This window comes from Psychroserpens ponticola (assembly GCF_023556315.2).
Classification (GTDB): domain Bacteria; phylum Bacteroidota; class Bacteroidia; order Flavobacteriales; family Flavobacteriaceae; genus Psychroserpens; species Psychroserpens ponticola.
This window is the reverse complement of sequence record NZ_CP116221.1, coordinates 3,110,719-3,128,404: the sequence shown is the minus strand read 5'-3', so window position 1 is coordinate 3,128,404 and position 17,686 is coordinate 3,110,719. Positions and strand designations below refer to the sequence as shown.

The window sequence follows — 17,686 nt, the reverse complement described above, 5'->3', positions numbered from 1 at the left end:
CGTCTGTAGTAATGAAGGTATATTAATAACTCTATAGAAATTTAGAGTATAACAACTGATGTTAAGTAGATGTTTTTCATATTGTAGGTTAATTCTATTTCTTAATTATAATTGTAATAAAGATTAGTATTCGATAAAAGGGAAGTCAAATATAATGAAAGGTTCACAGATATAAGTGTGAAATATCTATTTTTTTCGACAAAGCGTAAGTTTTAGTAGGAAAAAACTTATAAAATATAATTATTATTTTATTATTCCTTGTAAATGAGATTTTTAAATACAGTTAGATTAGGTTTTTTCTGCTTTTTAAATTGCAAAAATAATCCAAGTAAAAATCAAAAATTGAATCTTAGAAGTGATAAATTATGAAAAATATTTTTGGTTAAAAAGAACTGCTAAATTTGTTTTTGGTCATAATTAGCATATGTAACCTTAGTTTTATCTTTCAATATGAAAATACTAGTTTTAGTATATTATTTGTTTATAGGTGTGTTTTGATAAGTATGTTTATTTGTTCTACTAAATAAATTTAAGATTAGTCTATAATTACCTTTTTAGTTTCCTCTTGACTGTTATTTTGAACCGTAACAATGTACACACCTGAGTTAATACTAGATACATTGATACGATTTTCTAAAATGGTATCATCAAGTTTAGTATTTAATACTAATCGACCTTGAATATCGAATACATTTAGCATTGTATTATCACTTAGTAGTTCTCCACTAATAACAAGTTCATCAGAAGCTTTTAACGTATAGATGTCTAATTTAGAAATAGAGTTGTCTATAGTTGATAAAGCCTCTTGAGACGTTCTTAAGAAGAAACGACCCGTTCCAGATAATGGAGTTGAAGGTGTAATCAGATAATCCGCGTTATTTAATAATGTAATTGTATTTTCTACTCTATCTTCAAGATATACATTAACAGAAGCTTGTAAAGTCATTTCAGAAATGCTAAACCTTAATTGTTCTCCTTGGTTTGCATTAACACCTAATGAAATACTAATGTTTGATAGCTCATTATGATTAACAGCTTGTAACGCCATTGCTTTACCATTGTTTTCTTCAATTAAGTGAGAATAGATTGCGAAATCAGGAGCAGTTTCACCCCAAATACTAGCATCATATCCTGCATCAAATCCAGAACTTGCATTGTTGTTAAAGTAGATATCAGTACCATAAGACTTATTAGCAGTACTTAAATCTAACTTCACATATGTCAATTGTGCATTACGACCTACAATGAAATCATCACTAGAACCCGTTCTTCTCATATCAGGAGAGAATTCTAGATCATAACCAGCAGTTTGAGCAGCATTAGCACTGACCATGAATCCTTGACCAGGAGCAATAACAGTAGACGGTAAAGTAGTAGCAAAGTTGTAAATAGTCCAACCATTACCATGACTACCATCATAACCATATATAGCTTCCGTACCAGTATCAAAAAGTTGAATGTTAGTTGTGCCATCTCCTAAATCATGAGCAAGGAAATCCCAAACATTCATATAAGAAGGATAAGGATTACCAACTAAGTTCCATATAGCATTATTAGATCCAGCGTTAACAAGGTCGTTAGTCACAACGCCATTGTTAGCTGTACCAGTAAATGTAAAAGTATCATTATCAACAGAACCAGCTCTGTATCCAACACCAGGATCAAGCGTAGATGTTTCAGTATCAGCCCAAGTAACATATTGACCAGTTACTTTTTCAAAAGGACCAAATAAATACAAAGTACCACCAGCATTGGTTAGAATATTAGGGTTTGCAGCGGCAAATGTATTAAAAGGTTGTCCTGTTAAAGGAGCAGAAACTAAATCGTTACTACCAGTTGTTGTACCAGAACTAGCATTAATATTCACATGACGTTGGTAAGTCATTGTTCCATCTACAGTTCCATCAAGAATTAAACTAGAGTAACTCGTAGAACTAGATTCTAAAGTCAACCCATTAGTTGCAGTGAGCGTTATTCCAGAATTAACAGTAAGACCAGCGCCAGGATTAACCGTTACACTATTACACGTTGTATTAGACCCAATCACAGCATCACCAGATTCTATAACGATATCATCACCAGCAGTAGCTGCTCCATTAGGATCGCTAGGAGACCAAGTGCCATTATATGTGTAAGTAATAGGAGGTAGCTCAATTCTAAGAAAGAAACGTCCAGTTCCAGACAATGCAGTTGCAGGTGTGAATACGTAATCTGAGTTATTTAATTGGGTTGATGAACTAGTAACAGTATCATCAAGATAAACATTTGTTAAAGGTGGTAGTGTTGAGGTAGCTATAGTAAATGTAATTTGCTCACCTTGATTTGCATCTACACCTAATGGAATTGTTACTCCAGAAAGATCAGTTGTGTTAACTGCTTGCAAAGCTAAATTTAAACCTGTGTTGCCTTCAACCAAATGAGAATAAAGTGCAAAATTTGGAATAACTCCAAAAATAGCGGCATCAAATCCTAAATCAAACCCAAGACTAGCATTATCATTAAAATAGATGTCAGTATTGTAAGAATTATCGTTAGTGCTAACTCTTAATTTTATAAAAATTAATTCAGAATTACGCTCAGCAATACTATTATTAGTTGTTACAGAAATCTGTGTGTTACTATCTGAATTACCAGTAGTAATCCAATTAGGATTAGTTGCACCTATAGTTTTATTAATATTAGTACTGTCGGAGTTTGAATTATTAAAATCAATACCATTGATTTCTTGTTGCCCAATTGCTGAAAAAGAGATCATTAGGGCGAATAAAAGTAAGTAAAATTTTATCATAGGATTATAAAATAAGGTATCTGTAATATTGCGGTTTTAAAGTAATAGAATTGATAATCAATATTATAGAATATACAAATATAGTGTAAACTTGTTAATGGTGAAACTTCAGATAAAAGCCAGATTTTAAATTGTGCTGTTATAAATAAATTTCAAATTATAGTTTAGACACTTGATTTTGTTTATTGTCACGATCTCAAATTTAGTGAATGGGATGATGATTTATTGAAACTTTTGCCTTTTAGCTTTAATTTCATACTAATTATCTATGTAATACACCAAAATGCATAATGAATTTCATTAATGTTTTATTTGTTTTAGATTTGTAGCTAATAATATGGTTTTATTAATAGTTATTCCAATATAATGAGACTATGCGTTTTTAAGTAGAAGAGTTAAAATACTACGATTTAAAAGTAGTATTTGTATAATAAATGTATTCATGCAAAAAAAAATTGTAATTACGGGAGGTGCTGGTTTTATAGGTTCTCATGTTGTAAGACTGTTTGTAAATAAATATCCAAACTATCAAATTATAAATTTAGATAGCTTAACATATGCTGGTAATCTTATGAATCTTTCTGACATTGAGGATAAAGAAAACTATAAATTTGTTAAAGGAGATATTACAGATGAGGGTTTTATCAATCACTTATTTAAAACTGAAAAACCAGATGGTATTATTCATCTAGCAGCAGAATCTCATGTAGACCGATCTATTTCCGATCCTTTAGCTTTTGCTAAGACTAATATTATTGGTACTATGGTATTACTTAATGCCTTTAAGGATTTATGGACAAATAATTTCGAGAATAAATTATTCTATCATATTAGTACAGATGAAGTTTATGGTTCATTAGGAAGTGAAGGTTTGTTTGAAGAGTCTACACCATATAGTCCAAATTCGCCATATTCTGCATCTAAAGCGAGTTCAGATCATTTTGTTAGAGCTTATGGTGAAACCTATAATTTACCATATTTAATATCAAATTGCTCAAATAATTATGGTGCATATCAATTTCCTGAAAAACTAATCCCATTATTCATTAATAACGTTATAAATAATAAACCTTTACCTGTATATGGAGATGGAAACTATACTAGAGATTGGTTATTTGTTATTGATCATGCGATAGCTATCGATTTAGTTTTTCACAAAGGTGTTTTAAGTGAAACGTATAATATTGGTGGTTTTAATGAATGGAAAAATATTGATTTGGTTAAATTATTATGCAATCAAATGGATGCTAAATTAAATAGAAAACAAGGTACAAGTGAACAACTAATCACATTTGTAAAAGATCGACCTGGTCACGATTTAAGATATGCTATTGATGCGACAAAAATCAGTAAAGAACTAGGTTGGGAACCAAGTGTTACCTTTGAAGAAGGCTTAACCAAAACAATAGATTGGTATTTAAATAATTCAGAATGGTTAGAAAACGTAACCAGTGGCGATTATTTAAAATATTATGCTCAACAATACAAATAGCAGAGACCAATGTTAGACCTTGTCTAATCAATACCAATTAAATATCAAAACCTAATAAAGAACATCAAAATGAAAGGAATTATTCTAGCAGGAGGATCAGGAACTCGTTTACATCCATTAACATTAGCAGTGAGTAAGCAGTTATTGCCGATTTATGATAAACCTATGATTTATTACCCATTATCAGTTTTGATGTTGGCTGGAATTAAAGAGGTTTTAATAATTTCTACACCACAGGATCTTCCAAATTTTAAAAAATTATTAGGAAATGGAAGTCAGTTTGGAATCGAATTAAGTTATGTAGAACAACCCAGTCCAGATGGTCTGGCACAAGCATTTATTTTAGGAGAAGATTTTATAGGTGACGATAATGTATGCTTAGTGTTAGGTGATAATATTTTTTATGGAGCTGGATTGCAAAAAATATTAAAAGACGCTATAACAACTGTAAACGATGATGGAAAAGCTGTTATTTTTGGAAATTATGTCAAAGATCCAGAACGCTATGGCGTGGCTGAGTTTGATAAAGAGTGTAATGTGTTAAGTATTGAGGAAAAACCAGCAAATCCTAAATCTAATTTTGCAGTAGTCGGATTGTATTTTTACCCTAATTCTGTAGTTGAAATCGCAAAAAATGTAAAACCATCTCATCGAGGTGAATTAGAAATCACAACCGTAAATCAAGCGTATCTTGAACAGGAAAATTTAAAATTGCAAATATTAAGTAGAGGCTTTGCATGGCTAGATACTGGTACACATGAAGCACTAACAGAAGCCACAGAATTTGTTAAGGCTGTAGAAAAACGAACAGGTCTTAAAATTGCTTGTTTAGAAGAAATTGCCTTAAGTTATAAATGGATTACAAAGGAAGGATTGGCATTACAAGTTAAAGATCTTAAAGGCGACTACTTTGAGTATTTAAAAGCCATTATTTCATAGTAGTAAGTTTTAAAACAGAAAGCTATAAATAGTTTATTTTTGAGTTTTCTTGGCGTTTTTACAAGCAATTAATTAATAGTCACATTTGATTTATATGAATTGTGATTAGAGTAATCGGATTATTGGTTGCTCGACTACTTAACAGAAAAAAGTTATATTGCCATCCTTTTTCTTTCATTATAAATGATGATAGTGGTTCGTTTTTGCCATTTAGGATTTTAGTAATACCTATAATTCAAAATGTTAAGGCGTAATTTATATATTGTCTAATTGTGAATTAGTGAAATGTCAAGATTTATTAGAATAAAAACAATGGTGTTCGAAAACCTCTTAAAAAACAAAAAATGATACCAATAACAAAACCTTTTTTGCCTAAGCAAGAAGAATATGAAGCGTTTTTAAAAGGGATATGGCAGCGTCAATGGTTAACCAATATGGGACCTTTGGCGAATGAATTAGAAATGAAACTAAAAAATCATTTAAAGCTTAAACATTTACTGTTCGTCACAAACGGAACAATAGCGCTTCAAATGGCTATTAAAGCATTAAATTTGAAAGGAGAAATTATTACCACACCATTTTCTTTTGTAGCTTCTACAAGTAGTATTGTTTGGGAAGGATGTGAGCCCGTTTTTGTCGATATTGATAATGAATCCTTAAATATCGATGCTACTAAAATTGAAGCAGCAATTACAAAACATACAACTGCAATCTTGGCAACTCATGTTTATGGAAATCCTTGTGATGTTTTGGCTATTGAAAAAATAGCTAAAAAGCACAATTTAAAGGTAATATATGATGGAGCACATGCTTTTGGTGTAGAAATATATGGTAAATCAATCTTTGAATATGGTGATATAAGCACCTGTAGTTTGCATGCTACAAAATTATACCATTCAACAGAAGGAGGCTTAGTTGTTACTAAAGATCCAGACTTATTAAAAAAGATGGCCTACATTCGTAACTTTGGATTTGTTGGTCCAGAGACTTTTGCTGAGCTCGGAATCAATGGCAAAAACTCGGAATTTCATGCAGCAATGGGATTGGCAAATTTAGAACACATTCAAACCATACATCAAAAACGAAAGGAATTAACAGATAGCTATGATGAGCACTTAAATCATTTTAAGGCTTTTAAACCTAAATGGCATTCTGAAGCGAGCATAAATTATGCGTATTATCCTATTGTTTTAGAGAGTGAAGCGTTTTTGTTGAAATGCATGGAAGATTTAAAAAGTAAGGAAATTTATTCTAGAAGGTATTTTTATCCTAGCTTATCAATGGCTTTGCCATACGTGAAAAATGAAAGCCTAGATATTACAGATGACATTTCTAAAAGAGTATTGTGTTTGCCATTATATGTTGACTTATCTAAAGAAGAAATAGCTATGATATGTAGCGTTTTGCTTAGTAGTCAGAATCATTAAGAAAATTTATTAAAAGGGCTAAAAAAAACAGATTGAATAATGGGTAAGAATGTTGTATTAATAATGTCAGGCTATAATAATAGAGCTGTTGTTTCTTTTTGTAGGTTTTGTGAAAAAAATGACATCTCTTTTTTTATAATCGCTATGGGTGAAGACGACATAATCAACTTTACAGAATATAGTAAATATATAATCTTAAAAAGGAAGTCTAAAGCATTGCATCTTGATGATTTTCTGTTGTATAAAAATAAAATTAAAGAGAAACATGACATCGACAAACTAGTGGTTCTTCCTTCTAGCGAATTTCTTAATCGATTTTTGCTTGATAACTTGACTGAATTAGAAGAAAACAACTTTATTGTCCCTCTTACAGATGAAAAACTATATCAAGAAGTTTCTGATAAGTATAGTTTTTGTGAATTATGTGAAAAGAATGATATTAGGATTCCTAAAGAATATAGGAGTATCGATGAAGCAAATATTCCTTTTGTTGCAAAACCAAAACAGTATTTCATAGATGGAAAAATCACTAATGAAAAACCTGTTTTAATAATGAATAAAGGAGACTATGAATCCTTTAATCAACAAAAAAATAAAGATGATTTTTACTATCAAGAGTTTGTTGGTGGAGATTCTTTCTATTTATTATATTACTTCTCAAAAAATGGTGAATACAGTGTTTTTTCTCAAAAAAACCTAATTCAACAAGACAATGGTTTGTCAATAATTGGAGCAAAGTCATCTGATTTTCATCACAATAATATAGCAGATAAGTATGCCGATTTATTTGTCAAAAAAGGTTTTGTAGGCCTTATAATGATAGAAGTTAAGGCGTTTAATGATGAGGTTTATATGATTGAAGCAAATCCAAGACTTTGGGGACCATCTCAGCTGATATTAGATGCTAACATGGATCTGTTCTATAAGTTTGCATTAGATTTCGGTTTAATTAATGAAGAATATAATTATTCTTCAATTTATAAAGAAGATATAACGTATTTTTGGTCAGGCGGAATTCACCAAGATTTAGATAATAATAATCAACCAGTTTTTCATCAATATGATGAGTTGTCATTCTTTAATGAGTATCAAAACTGGGTTCAAAACGACGTGTATTTAAAAGAGGATTCTATTTCCGTTTATTTCTCGGAATTAAAGAAAGATATTTAATATGAAACAAAAAGTTATACTTTCAATCGGAGCTGGTTATCCGCAAATTGATTTTATTAAGTCTTTAAAAGATAAAGGTCATTATGTCGTTGCTATTGGTAAAGGCAGAAATTCTGAAAAAGCAATACAATTATGTGATGAATTTGCTGAAGTTAATACTCATAATGAAGCCGAAGTACTTAATTGGATACAGAGTTTTTCTAAAAAAATTGATGCTGTAGGGTCTTATTCTGGTGGACAAGCAATTAGAACATTACAAGTAGTAAATAAAGCATTAAACTTGCATACTGAAATTCCTACTGAGTTAATGGTAGGAATGGATAAGTTTTCTCAACAAGAATTGTATGAAAAATACAGGTTAACTACAATTGCGTCTTGGAATATTAAAGAGATTACTCAAAATCTTAATATTATAGATGGTGTTAATAAATTTATTGTCAAACCTACGGTTGGACGTGGAAGTTCTGGAGTAGAAATTGTTAATAAAAACGATCTTATTTCTGCTATTAATGAAAACAAATATGGTGACGAGACTATTGTTCAGGAGTTTAGAGAAGGCTTAGAATATAGAGTGTTAGCACTAGTGCAAAATGGGGAGTTAAAGTTATTAGCTCCTGTTGTTAGAGATTCTTATGAAGGTACTGTTTTTCTAGGCCGTTTATCATATGATGATAAACACAGTAAAAGAATTGAAGACTATTTCATGAATTTTATTAAGGAATGTGGTGTTCAAGATGTGATTTTGAAAGCTGATATATTAGTTAGTGCTGAAAATATTGACATGATAGAAATGGATATAGGAGTTGGAGGCGGAACATACTACAAACAATATTTATCTAAGTTATTTGACTACGATTTAAATAGTGAATACATCAACTTGATTTTAAAGGAGCAGGTAAGTAAAGCGAATATGCCATCTGAAAGTAGGTTAATGGATTATGTGTATAACCTTTCTGGAAAACCGATTGAAATTAATGTAATTGAAATCGAAAAAACGCTAGAGCCTATCTTAGGGGAACATAAAATTCTTAAAAATTTACTTAGTCCTGAAAAGTCTGGAAAATTTCAAAGTAATGCAGATTTCATCTTCACAGTAATACACAAAAACAAAGATCTTACTAACGTTGAATTAAATAAAATCGTAAACGAAAAACTGTTTAAAAATGGATAAGCACCATGTTATAAAGAGCGTAAAAGTTAATGAAATTGAGCGTAAATTTATAATTCAAGATTTTAATAAAGAAGAAACATGGGATAGGGAATTCATCATATTTCAATGGTTTGTAGCTGGTTCTGATAATATAGAGACTAAGCTGAAATTAATTATCGATTTACATTCATTAAATCGTAAATATGTTAGAGTTACTAAAGAAAGACTATCTAATGAAGCTGCAAAAAAAACTGTAGATTATCTAGATAGCAAAGCCATAAATTATTCAGAGTTAATAGGCACTCCTTTTGTTTGTAAAAGACGTTCTATAAAAAAAGATATCCATTTAGATAAGTTTATTTATTCTAATGGCATCTGTAAATTTTTATTAGAAGATGAAGGGAATCACGAAGATTTAGAAAATTTCTGCAAAGAAAATGACATAAAAGTTGTTGAAGATGTTACTGACCAAGTGAGTTATAGGAATATAAACATGACTATCGATTTTTTAGATGAGCACTTATCAAAATTGAAATTTTTGCAAACAATAGTTTAGGATAGTTTTATCTGAAAATAATAAAGAGTTTTTATGTATGTTTAAAAAGTTACTATACATTTCTCCAAGAGACATGAGGAAAAATAGGTCAGACGCTGTTCACATGATGAACAGTTGTGATGGTTTTGCGCAAAATGGAATGGATGTAGATATGCTTACTCCAAGTGTGCAACGAAAAGAATATAAGGTGGAATTTTCTGAAGTTTTTGGCCTCTACAAGCTTGATCCTAATTTTAATATTATTGAGATGGCAACCCAATTTTTGGAGGATACTGAACAAAAGGATCCGAAATCAAAATTAGGTTATCAAAAGCTAAAAGAAAGTTTAAAATTTGTGTTAAGAACGAAAAAATCATTTAAATATGATCTCGTGTATAGTAAGTGTTTTATATCATCTGTGCCTTTTCTGTTCTTAAAAAAAATGAGAATGCTTAAAACAGTATTTGTGTTTGAGGCTCAGCATATAAAGAACACTTGGTTACATAATTTTATTATAAATAATTCCGACTATGTTGTTACTTCTGTAGGGCAATTGGAAAATCAGATAAAATTAAATAAGGCAAATGAAAATAAAGTTATAAGAACACCTAAGCGTTTTTACCAAAGTGAGAGTGATAAGCATTTTGATAAGCAAGAATTAAGAAAAGAAATTGGTTTCCAAGATGGTACTAAGTACATATTATATGCAGGTAAAGTAGCTGTTGGATCGAAGGAAGTTGATTACATGCTAGAAGCTGCTAAAAAATTACCTCAGTATCAATTTGTAATTGTTGGTGTAAATCAAGAATCTCAAGCTCATTATGAATCATTTAACTTGTCTAATTTAATACTATTCCCTTTTCAAAAAATTGAAGCGTATGAAAATATCATAAGAGCAGCTGATGTATTGGTTAGTTATTATCCGGATACTGAATATAATAGGTGTTTTTTAGGGCCTGGTAAATCTAGTGCTTATTTTAAAAGTAAAAATCCAGTGATATATTCAGACCTTCCTGCTTTAAGAGAACGATATTCAGATGATATGGTCCATTATATTAAGCCAGATGATTCAAATTTATTGGTGGATAAAATAAAATTCATTTTAGATAATCCTGATTTGAGTAAACAGAAAGCAAATTGTGCTTATGAGCACATATTAGGAAATACTTATGCCAAGGCACAAAAAATAATTGTAGAAGAAATTGAGCGACGCGAAAAAGAAAAATAAAATCATAAAAGGTGGTTTTTATTTAACTATAGTTAATGTGTTGTCACAACTATTAGCCATAGTTGTAAATATTGTACTTGCTCGTTTGTTACTGCCAGAAGATTTCGGTTTGGTGGCATTGACGATGACTTATATTGGTTTTATTACATTATTCACTAATATGGGCTTTGGGTCGTCTATAATCTACGAAAGTGAGACGAGTCAAAAACAACTGTCCTCAATTTATTGGTTAAATTATGGGCTGTCTGTATTTTCATTTCTAGTCATCATATCAACGTCTCAATTTGCTGCCAATTTTTATAATGAACCTAAGTTAACTTCTATAGTTTTTGTTGCTGCTTTTAATCTTTTGATATTTCCATTTTACATCGTTCAATACAAACTGTTAGAACGAGATTTGGAGTTTAGAACCATAAGTAAAATTAATTTATCAGGTATCCTTATTGGATCAATTGCGGCCGTAATAGGAGCATATCTAGGTTTGGGTGTTTATGCACTGATTCTTCAGTCTTTAGTAGTTTCTGTGGTTAGGTTGTTTATGGTAATGATTTACAGAAGGTGGTTGCCTAGTTTTTATTTCAATTTTCATGAAATAAAGTCTATGGTTTGGTATTCCTTAAAGTATAAGGCATCTAATATGGTCAGGTATTTTGAGAGAAACATTGACTATCTAATCTTAGGAAAGTTTTTCTCAAGTGTCATTTTGGGTTATTATGCATTCGCATATAATATAATGTACACACCTGTAAAACGTATTTCTTATATATTTAGTGAGGTGTTATTTCCTTCATTTTCTTCATTTAAAAATGATAAAGAAAAAATTATTAGTGGCTATTTTAAATCCGTTAATTTAATTGCTTTAGTGTCTATACCTGCAATGACGATTCTTGCTTTTAATGCAGATTTAATAATTCATATTGGTTTTGGTCAAAAATGGGATGGAGCTATTGCTATTGTCAAAATTCTTTGTTTTGCTGGAGCCATTCAATCCGTAAGCCAATTTGGAGGTGTTATTTTTTCAAGTATTGGAAAACCAGAGATTACTCTTTACATATCAGTTGGTAGGACTATATTGACCGTTCTGGCAATAGTTATTGGAGTACAATACGGAGTTTTATGGGTAGCCTATTTACTTGTAATCGCAAAGGTACTATCATTTTTATTGTTTTTAGTAGTGCTTTATTCTTATATTCCATTTTCTATAATTCAATTGTTCAATAGCCTAAAAGGACCTATGGTCTCATTTATAAGTTTAAGTCTTATTTATGCATTAGTTCACTTCAACTATCTGGTGGTAAGCCCATGGACGCTTTTGTTGACTATGCTTGTTGTTTCGGTTATGATACTTTACATATTTCACAAAAACACACTTATTGAGATTTTAAAAGTTTTAAAGGAGAAGGCTAAATAATGGGTACAACGCAACATCATAATTTAAAAATTGAAAGATATAATGGTAATCTTACTCTTGTGTCTGATATCGCTCAATTAATTGAACGCAACTATTCAGAATTGTTTCATTCCGTTATTGTTCATGGTAGTGTTGCTACTAATGAAGTAATAGCATATAGTGATTTTGATGGTTTGTTGATAGTTAAGGATCGTTTTGTTGCTTCAAAAAAATTAGAAAGATTTAAGATTGAATCCATGAAATTAATCTTGAAATTTGATCCACTTCAGCATCATGGTTGGTTTCAGATAAAAGAAAGTCAATTGTTAGATTATCCTGAGTATTATTTGCCAACGACCATATTGGAAAATTCAAAGGCGCTATTTCCAATATCCAAAGACATCGAACTTAAGATTGAAATAAAACAAAAACCAGATTACAAGATTGGGTTAAATAACATGGTCAATCAGCTTGAAAATAAAATTGCTACTAAATGGCGACCTAAAAGCATATTTGAATTAAAAAGTCTTTTAAGTCAAATTATGTTAGTTCCTTGTCTTTATTATTCAGCTAAAAACAATGAAGGTATATTTAAAAGAGAAAGTTTTGATGCTGTGAAAGGTGTTTTTACACCGGACGAATGGATGGTAATGGAAACGGCTTCTCAAATTAGAAATGATTGGAATCCTCATTTCAATAGTTTTCAGAGAAAATTATTAGAGCTACCAAATAGGTTAATTAGAAAGGTTGTACTTAAATTTATGCCAATAAATATTCCAAAAAAACACTTAGAGTTAGTTAATGATAACTTTTATAATAGTCTGTTGTTATTACTTAAAAAAATTAAAACTGATATATAATGAAAATTGAACTTATTGAATATCCTAGTGCTATTTCACTAGATAAATATAGCGCACTTAAAGCTAAAATGGTTAAGGAGTTGTTAGCGCATAATTCAATATTAAGTGTTTATCAAATGGGTTCTGTAAAAGATCCTGGTATTTCAGATTTGGACCTAATCTGTGTTTTTCAAAATGATTCTGAGAATAGAAATGATTATCGAAGTAACTTGTCTCAAGATGAAAAATTGATTTTAACTCATGGACTTTTCGGTGTTGAAAAAAAGGATTTAGAAGAAGCATTACCATATAATTTAATGTCAAACCTACAGCTATTAGGAGGAGAGGACATGAATTTAAACAAGGTAGAATCACTTAATAATACTGGTTTAAACCAACAAATCGCAATTGAATATTTAGTTAAGATGTTTATAACTTTAGATACTCAAAAAACGTTGAAAATTGTGAAATTACGATCTTTTTTGCTTTTAGCTAAGGCTATTTCATTTGATTTGAAACTCTTAAACATCTCAGAAGGAAAACTGTATGATTTAGTTGAAAGAGTTCTTAAATTTAGATCGATATGGTTTACAAACCAACCAAATAAAAAAGAAATCACAAACTTGATTTTAGAATTCCATACAGAAACCAAACTATTATTAGAGCGTCTCTTTATTGACGAAAAATTTTACTTGCCTGTAAATGAAATTAATTTGCCAGGAAACTTTAATATTCAAAAAGCAGATGTTTTTGGTAGTTCTCATAAAGGATTCGTGCTGCCTAGTCAATTTAAGTTTTTAGGTAAAAAATATATAAATTTACAATATAGATTAAATCAGTTTCAATATTCTATGCCTTTTGATATTCCAAAGAATGATTCAATCCTGAAAAATAGATTTGAATTCACGCAATATTTGGTTGATAAAAATAGAATGCAGTATCCTGCTTTTTTTCCTATTATGTCAAGTTTATCCTTATACTAATACAATGAAAAGAACATTTTTTACTTTAGTTTATTATTTCTTTGCTAGGTTTTTACCTCATAGGACAGATTTTTATTCTTTTGGAAGCCATAAATTTAGATCGTATGTGGCAAGTAAAATGTTTAAGAAATGCGGTAAACTTAATAATATAGGAAGAGGTGCTATGATTGGTACTGGAGCTACAATCGAAATTGGTAGCCATTCAGGAATAGGAAGAAATTGTTATGTTAATAATGTAGTAATGGGAGATTATGTAATGATGGGACAAGATGTATTAATATATGGCGCAAATCATAATTTTGATAGATTAGATAAACCAATGTCGAAGCAAGGATCTGGAGAAATGAGAACTTTGATTGTTGAGGATGACGTATGGATTGGCGCTAGAGTAATCATAACGGCTTCAGTAAAAAAAATAGGAAAAGGTTCTATTATTGCCGCAGGCTCTGTTCTCACTAAGGATGTTCCTGAATATGCTATAGTAGCTGGTAATCCAGCTAAGTTGATTAAGTATCGAAACACAAGTGAAAGTTAGGAATCCTATGTGATTTGAAAAGTAGATTTTTTCAAACTACATTTGTATTTCGGATATTAATGATGGCGTCCATTAATAAAATTGACCAATTAATTTTATAATAAAAACGTGATCAACTTTATCCCATTAAATGCAAACTTGTCAAACTTTTAATGAATTATTTAATTTAAACAATAATTACCTCTATTTTTGCGGATTATATTAGTAAAAACTATTGAAAATAATTCATTACATAGGAAGTTTAGGATTTGGTGGTATCGAGCGCTTGGTTTATGATTTAGTTTCACAACAGATTAAAAGAGAAGTAATGAATGTTGCTATTGGTGTAGGCAACATAAAAGGAGAGTTTAAAACGCAGTTTGAAAACCTTGGCGTTTCTTTAATTGATTTTAATCTAAATTCTGGTTTTGATTTAAATCCATCTAAAATCTTAAAAATTTCTAAGAGCTTTAAACACTATGATGTGATTCATCTCCACGGATTTCATTTAAGTATTGCTTTGGCAGCTATATTATCAGGAAAGAAAATTATATACACAGAACACGGTAATTTTGGGTTTGGAAGACAAATTAAAAGCTCAGACAAGTTGAGTTTCTTTTTGAGAAAATTATTTTTTAAAATTGGAACAGTATATATTTGTTGTAATTCAACTTTCACAAAAGGTTTAGTCGAAAAACGTTTTTATAAAGGGAATAGATTACAAATTGTTTATAATGGGTCGTCAATAGATAAGGTCATTAATTTACAATTGTTGGAACGGTTACAAAAAAAATATTCAGCAAATTTTATTGTTGGTGTAGTTGGACGTTTGGCTGGAGTAAAAAGAGTTGATAAGGTAATTGAAGTATTCAATTCCTATTTAAAAATAAATAAGTCGGCAAAACTTTTAATCATTGGAGAAGGTGTTGAGAAAGAAAATCTTTTAAAAAAGGTTAAAAACCTTAATATTTTAGATAATGTTGAATTTCTTGGATATCAAGATGAAATTATGACTTACCAATCTCTATTTAATGTTAATGTTATTGGTTCTAAAAATGAAGCATTTGGATTGGTTACCGTTGAATCTTATTCAGTTGAAACACCAATTTTAGCATTTAGTGATGGAGGAGGAGTAGTAGAAATAATTAATAGATTTAATCCTGAAGATATTTGTTTGGATGAAAAGGCAATGATTGAAAGACTTAAACATTATCAAGTAAACGAATTTATCCCAGGAGATGATTCTAAACATCAATTAGAATTTTTTAGCTTAGAACGAATGGAACAAGATTATTATAATCAATATAAAAAGGTTATCTAATGTGTGGTATTAACGGAATATTTCAATTATCATCCGGAAGTGCGCATTTAAAAGATGCGGTATCTTCTATGAATGCTGAATTAGCGCATCGAGGACCAGATGATAATGGTATTTGGATAGATGAGAGCCAAGGTTTAGCATTAGGTCAAACACGCTTAAGTATTCTCGATTTATCAAGTGCTGGTCATCAACCTATGCATGATTCCATTGCAAATAACACCGTAGTATTTAATGGTGAAATCTTTAATTTTCAGTTATTAAACACTAAATTTTTAAGTGATGAGAAGTTTAATTCGCATTCTGATACAGAAACCCTTTTAAAACTCTATAGAAAGTTTGGTTTAGACATGTTGCAACATTTAAATGGCATGTTTGCTTTTGCACTTTGGGATGCTTCAAAAGAAGAACTCATTCTTGCAAGAGATCGCTCAGGAAAAAAACCATTGTATTTTACTGAGATGAATGGAGATTTTTCATTTTCCTCTGAGTTAAAAGCACTTTTTAAATTACCATGGATAAATAAAGAGATTGATGAAAAAGTGCTTTATGATTTTTTAACCTATAATACAGTTGCGACTCCTAATACAATGTTCAAGGGCATTCAAAAGTTTAAGCCTGGACATTACATGGTAGTTAATAAACATGGTATTCAAACTTATGAATCCTTTAATGATTTAAAATATAAACCAATTCAGTTTTCTTCAGAAAAAGAGTTAGCAGATTTGGTATATGATAAATTAGACGAATCTGTAAAGATGCGTATGATTTCGGATGTTCCTGTTGGAGCTTTTTTAAGTGGAGGCGTTGATTCTTCTGCAATTGTGGCATTAATGAGAGATAATACACCAAATGATATTAAAACATTTACCATTGGTTTTGAAAATCAACCCGATTATAATGAATTGAAATATGCCGAAAAAATTGCAAAACGCTATGATACCAATCATTTTGTAAAAACGGTTACGTCTAATGATATCTTAGATTTTATACCCAAAATTACTGATATTTATGATGAGCCTCAAGCTGACCCAACTGCTATCCCAATTTATTTTATTTCTCAATTAGCAAAACAAGAAGACATTAAAGTTGTTTTAAATGGTGATGGTCCAGATGAACTATTCAGTGGATATAGTAATTATGAACGTTATGTCAAGAAATATCAATACTATAAAATTGCTTCTAAATCTCCTAGGTTTTTAAAGAGTATTGCTAATTCAGTCACCCAACAATTAAAACCAGATACACCTATTTCTGAAATAACAAATAGATTGTATAATAATCAAGATTTTTATTGGCCAGGAGCTGGTGGCATAAAAGAAGGCGTAAAGAATAGTATAATTTCAAATGATTTTAAAAATGCTATAAATGGTCATTCGTCTTATGACTATGTGAAACAATTAAAAGAGGAATATCATACTTTTTTGAATGGACATAAATTTGATTATGTGAATTGGTTGTGTTATTCTGGTTATAGACAAGCTATTACAGAACAATTTTTGTTTAGAGCTGATCGATTAGGGATGGCTAATTCTATTGAAGCAAGAAGCCCATTTTTAAATCACGAAATGGTACAATTGGCATTGTCCATACCAGGAGAGTACAAAATAAAAAATGGTGTAAATAAATATATTCTTAAAAAATCACTTGAAAGAATTTTACCAAACGATATTCTGTATAGAAAAAAAATGGGATTTAATTTGCCAATACGAGAATGGGCAAATGATACCATTTATAATGGTGTAAAAGATAATATTACACAGTTTAATAAAGATACCAATTTATTTAATCTAGATGAAGTAAATCAAAAACTTGATTTGCTAAAAAAAGGGAATATACAGTATACTAATACCATTTGGACAATATATTTCTTGATTAATTGGTATAAAAAATGGTTTTAATTAAGAACGAAG

Annotated in this window: 14 protein-coding genes; 13 read left to right on the top strand and 1 reads right to left on the bottom strand. The window is 30.1% G+C overall.

From position 1 onward, the window contains the following. Positions 1-535: 535 nt before the first annotated feature. Positions 536-2,788, bottom strand: coding sequence for a T9SS type A sorting domain-containing protein (locus MUN68_RS13855; RefSeq protein WP_272792379.1), 2,253 nt, complete (start codon positions 2,786-2,788; stop codon positions 536-538). 442 nt (positions 2,789-3,230) lie between these two features. Between MUN68_RS13855 and rfbB the strand changes: the two genes are divergently transcribed. The 13 genes from rfbB (at position 3,231) to asnB (ending at position 17,674) form a co-directional block, all read left to right on the top strand. Next, positions 3,231-4,280 (top strand): dTDP-glucose 4,6-dehydratase, encoded by a 1,050-nt coding sequence (gene rfbB, locus MUN68_RS13850; protein ID WP_249996903.1) that lies wholly within the window; start codon positions 3,231-3,233, stop codon positions 4,278-4,280. A 69-nt stretch (positions 4,281-4,349) separates the two neighbouring features. Continuing rightward, entirely contained in the window at positions 4,350-5,219 is an 870-nt protein-coding gene (gene rfbA, locus MUN68_RS13845) for a glucose-1-phosphate thymidylyltransferase RfbA (RefSeq protein WP_249996901.1), read from the top strand. Positions 5,220-5,563: 344 nt separating this feature from the next. Then, the gene (locus MUN68_RS13840) at positions 5,564-6,646 is read left to right on the top strand and encodes a DegT/DnrJ/EryC1/StrS family aminotransferase (RefSeq protein ID WP_249996898.1); all 1,083 of its coding nucleotides are present in this window, start codon (positions 5,564-5,566) and stop codon (positions 6,644-6,646) included. Positions 6,647-6,685: 39 nt separating this feature from the next. Beyond that, complete coding sequence (locus tag MUN68_RS13835; protein WP_249996896.1) at positions 6,686-7,816, top strand: hypothetical protein; 1,131 nt, start codon at positions 6,686-6,688, stop codon at positions 7,814-7,816. Between the two features lies 1 nt (position 7,817). After that, positions 7,818-8,987, top strand: a complete 1,170-nt coding sequence (locus tag MUN68_RS13830; RefSeq protein WP_249996894.1) for an ATP-grasp domain-containing protein — start codon at positions 7,818-7,820, stop codon at positions 8,985-8,987. Beyond that, positions 8,980-9,522 carry a hypothetical protein gene (locus MUN68_RS13825; protein ID WP_249996892.1) on the top strand — a complete coding sequence of 181 codons (543 nt, stop codon included), beginning with the start codon at positions 8,980-8,982 and terminating at the stop codon, positions 9,520-9,522. The genes MUN68_RS13830 and MUN68_RS13825 overlap by 8 nt, the downstream gene beginning before the upstream one ends. Positions 9,523-9,559: 37 nt before the next feature. Further along, positions 9,560-10,729, top strand: a complete 1,170-nt coding sequence (locus MUN68_RS13820; protein ID WP_249996891.1) for a glycosyltransferase — start codon at positions 9,560-9,562, stop codon at positions 10,727-10,729. Continuing rightward, entirely contained in the window at positions 10,704-12,140 is a 1,437-nt protein-coding gene (locus tag MUN68_RS13815; RefSeq protein WP_249996888.1) for a lipopolysaccharide biosynthesis protein, read from the top strand. Before MUN68_RS13820 ends, MUN68_RS13815 begins: the two co-directional genes overlap by 26 nt. Next, positions 12,140-12,979 carry a nucleotidyltransferase domain-containing protein gene (locus tag MUN68_RS13810; protein ID WP_249996884.1) on the top strand — a complete coding sequence of 280 codons (840 nt, stop codon included), beginning with the start codon at positions 12,140-12,142 and terminating at the stop codon, positions 12,977-12,979. Before MUN68_RS13815 ends, MUN68_RS13810 begins: the two co-directional genes overlap by 1 nt. Next, a complete protein-coding gene (locus MUN68_RS13805; RefSeq protein WP_249996883.1) occupies positions 12,979-13,941 on the top strand; it encodes a hypothetical protein in 963 nt (320 codons plus the stop codon). Before MUN68_RS13810 ends, MUN68_RS13805 begins: the two co-directional genes overlap by 1 nt. A gap of 4 nt (positions 13,942-13,945) precedes the next feature. Further along, positions 13,946-14,476: an acyltransferase gene (locus MUN68_RS13800; protein ID WP_249996881.1), complete on the top strand. Its 531-nt coding sequence runs from the start codon at positions 13,946-13,948 to the stop codon at positions 14,474-14,476. 214 nt (positions 14,477-14,690) lie between these two features. Continuing rightward, the gene (locus MUN68_RS13795) at positions 14,691-15,776 is read left to right on the top strand and encodes a glycosyltransferase (protein ID WP_249996880.1); all 1,086 of its coding nucleotides are present in this window, start codon (positions 14,691-14,693) and stop codon (positions 15,774-15,776) included. Beyond that, positions 15,776-17,674, top strand: a complete 1,899-nt coding sequence (gene asnB, locus MUN68_RS13790; protein WP_249996878.1) for an asparagine synthase (glutamine-hydrolyzing) — start codon at positions 15,776-15,778, stop codon at positions 17,672-17,674. Before MUN68_RS13795 ends, asnB begins: the two co-directional genes overlap by 1 nt. Positions 17,675-17,686: the final 12 nt, after the last annotated feature.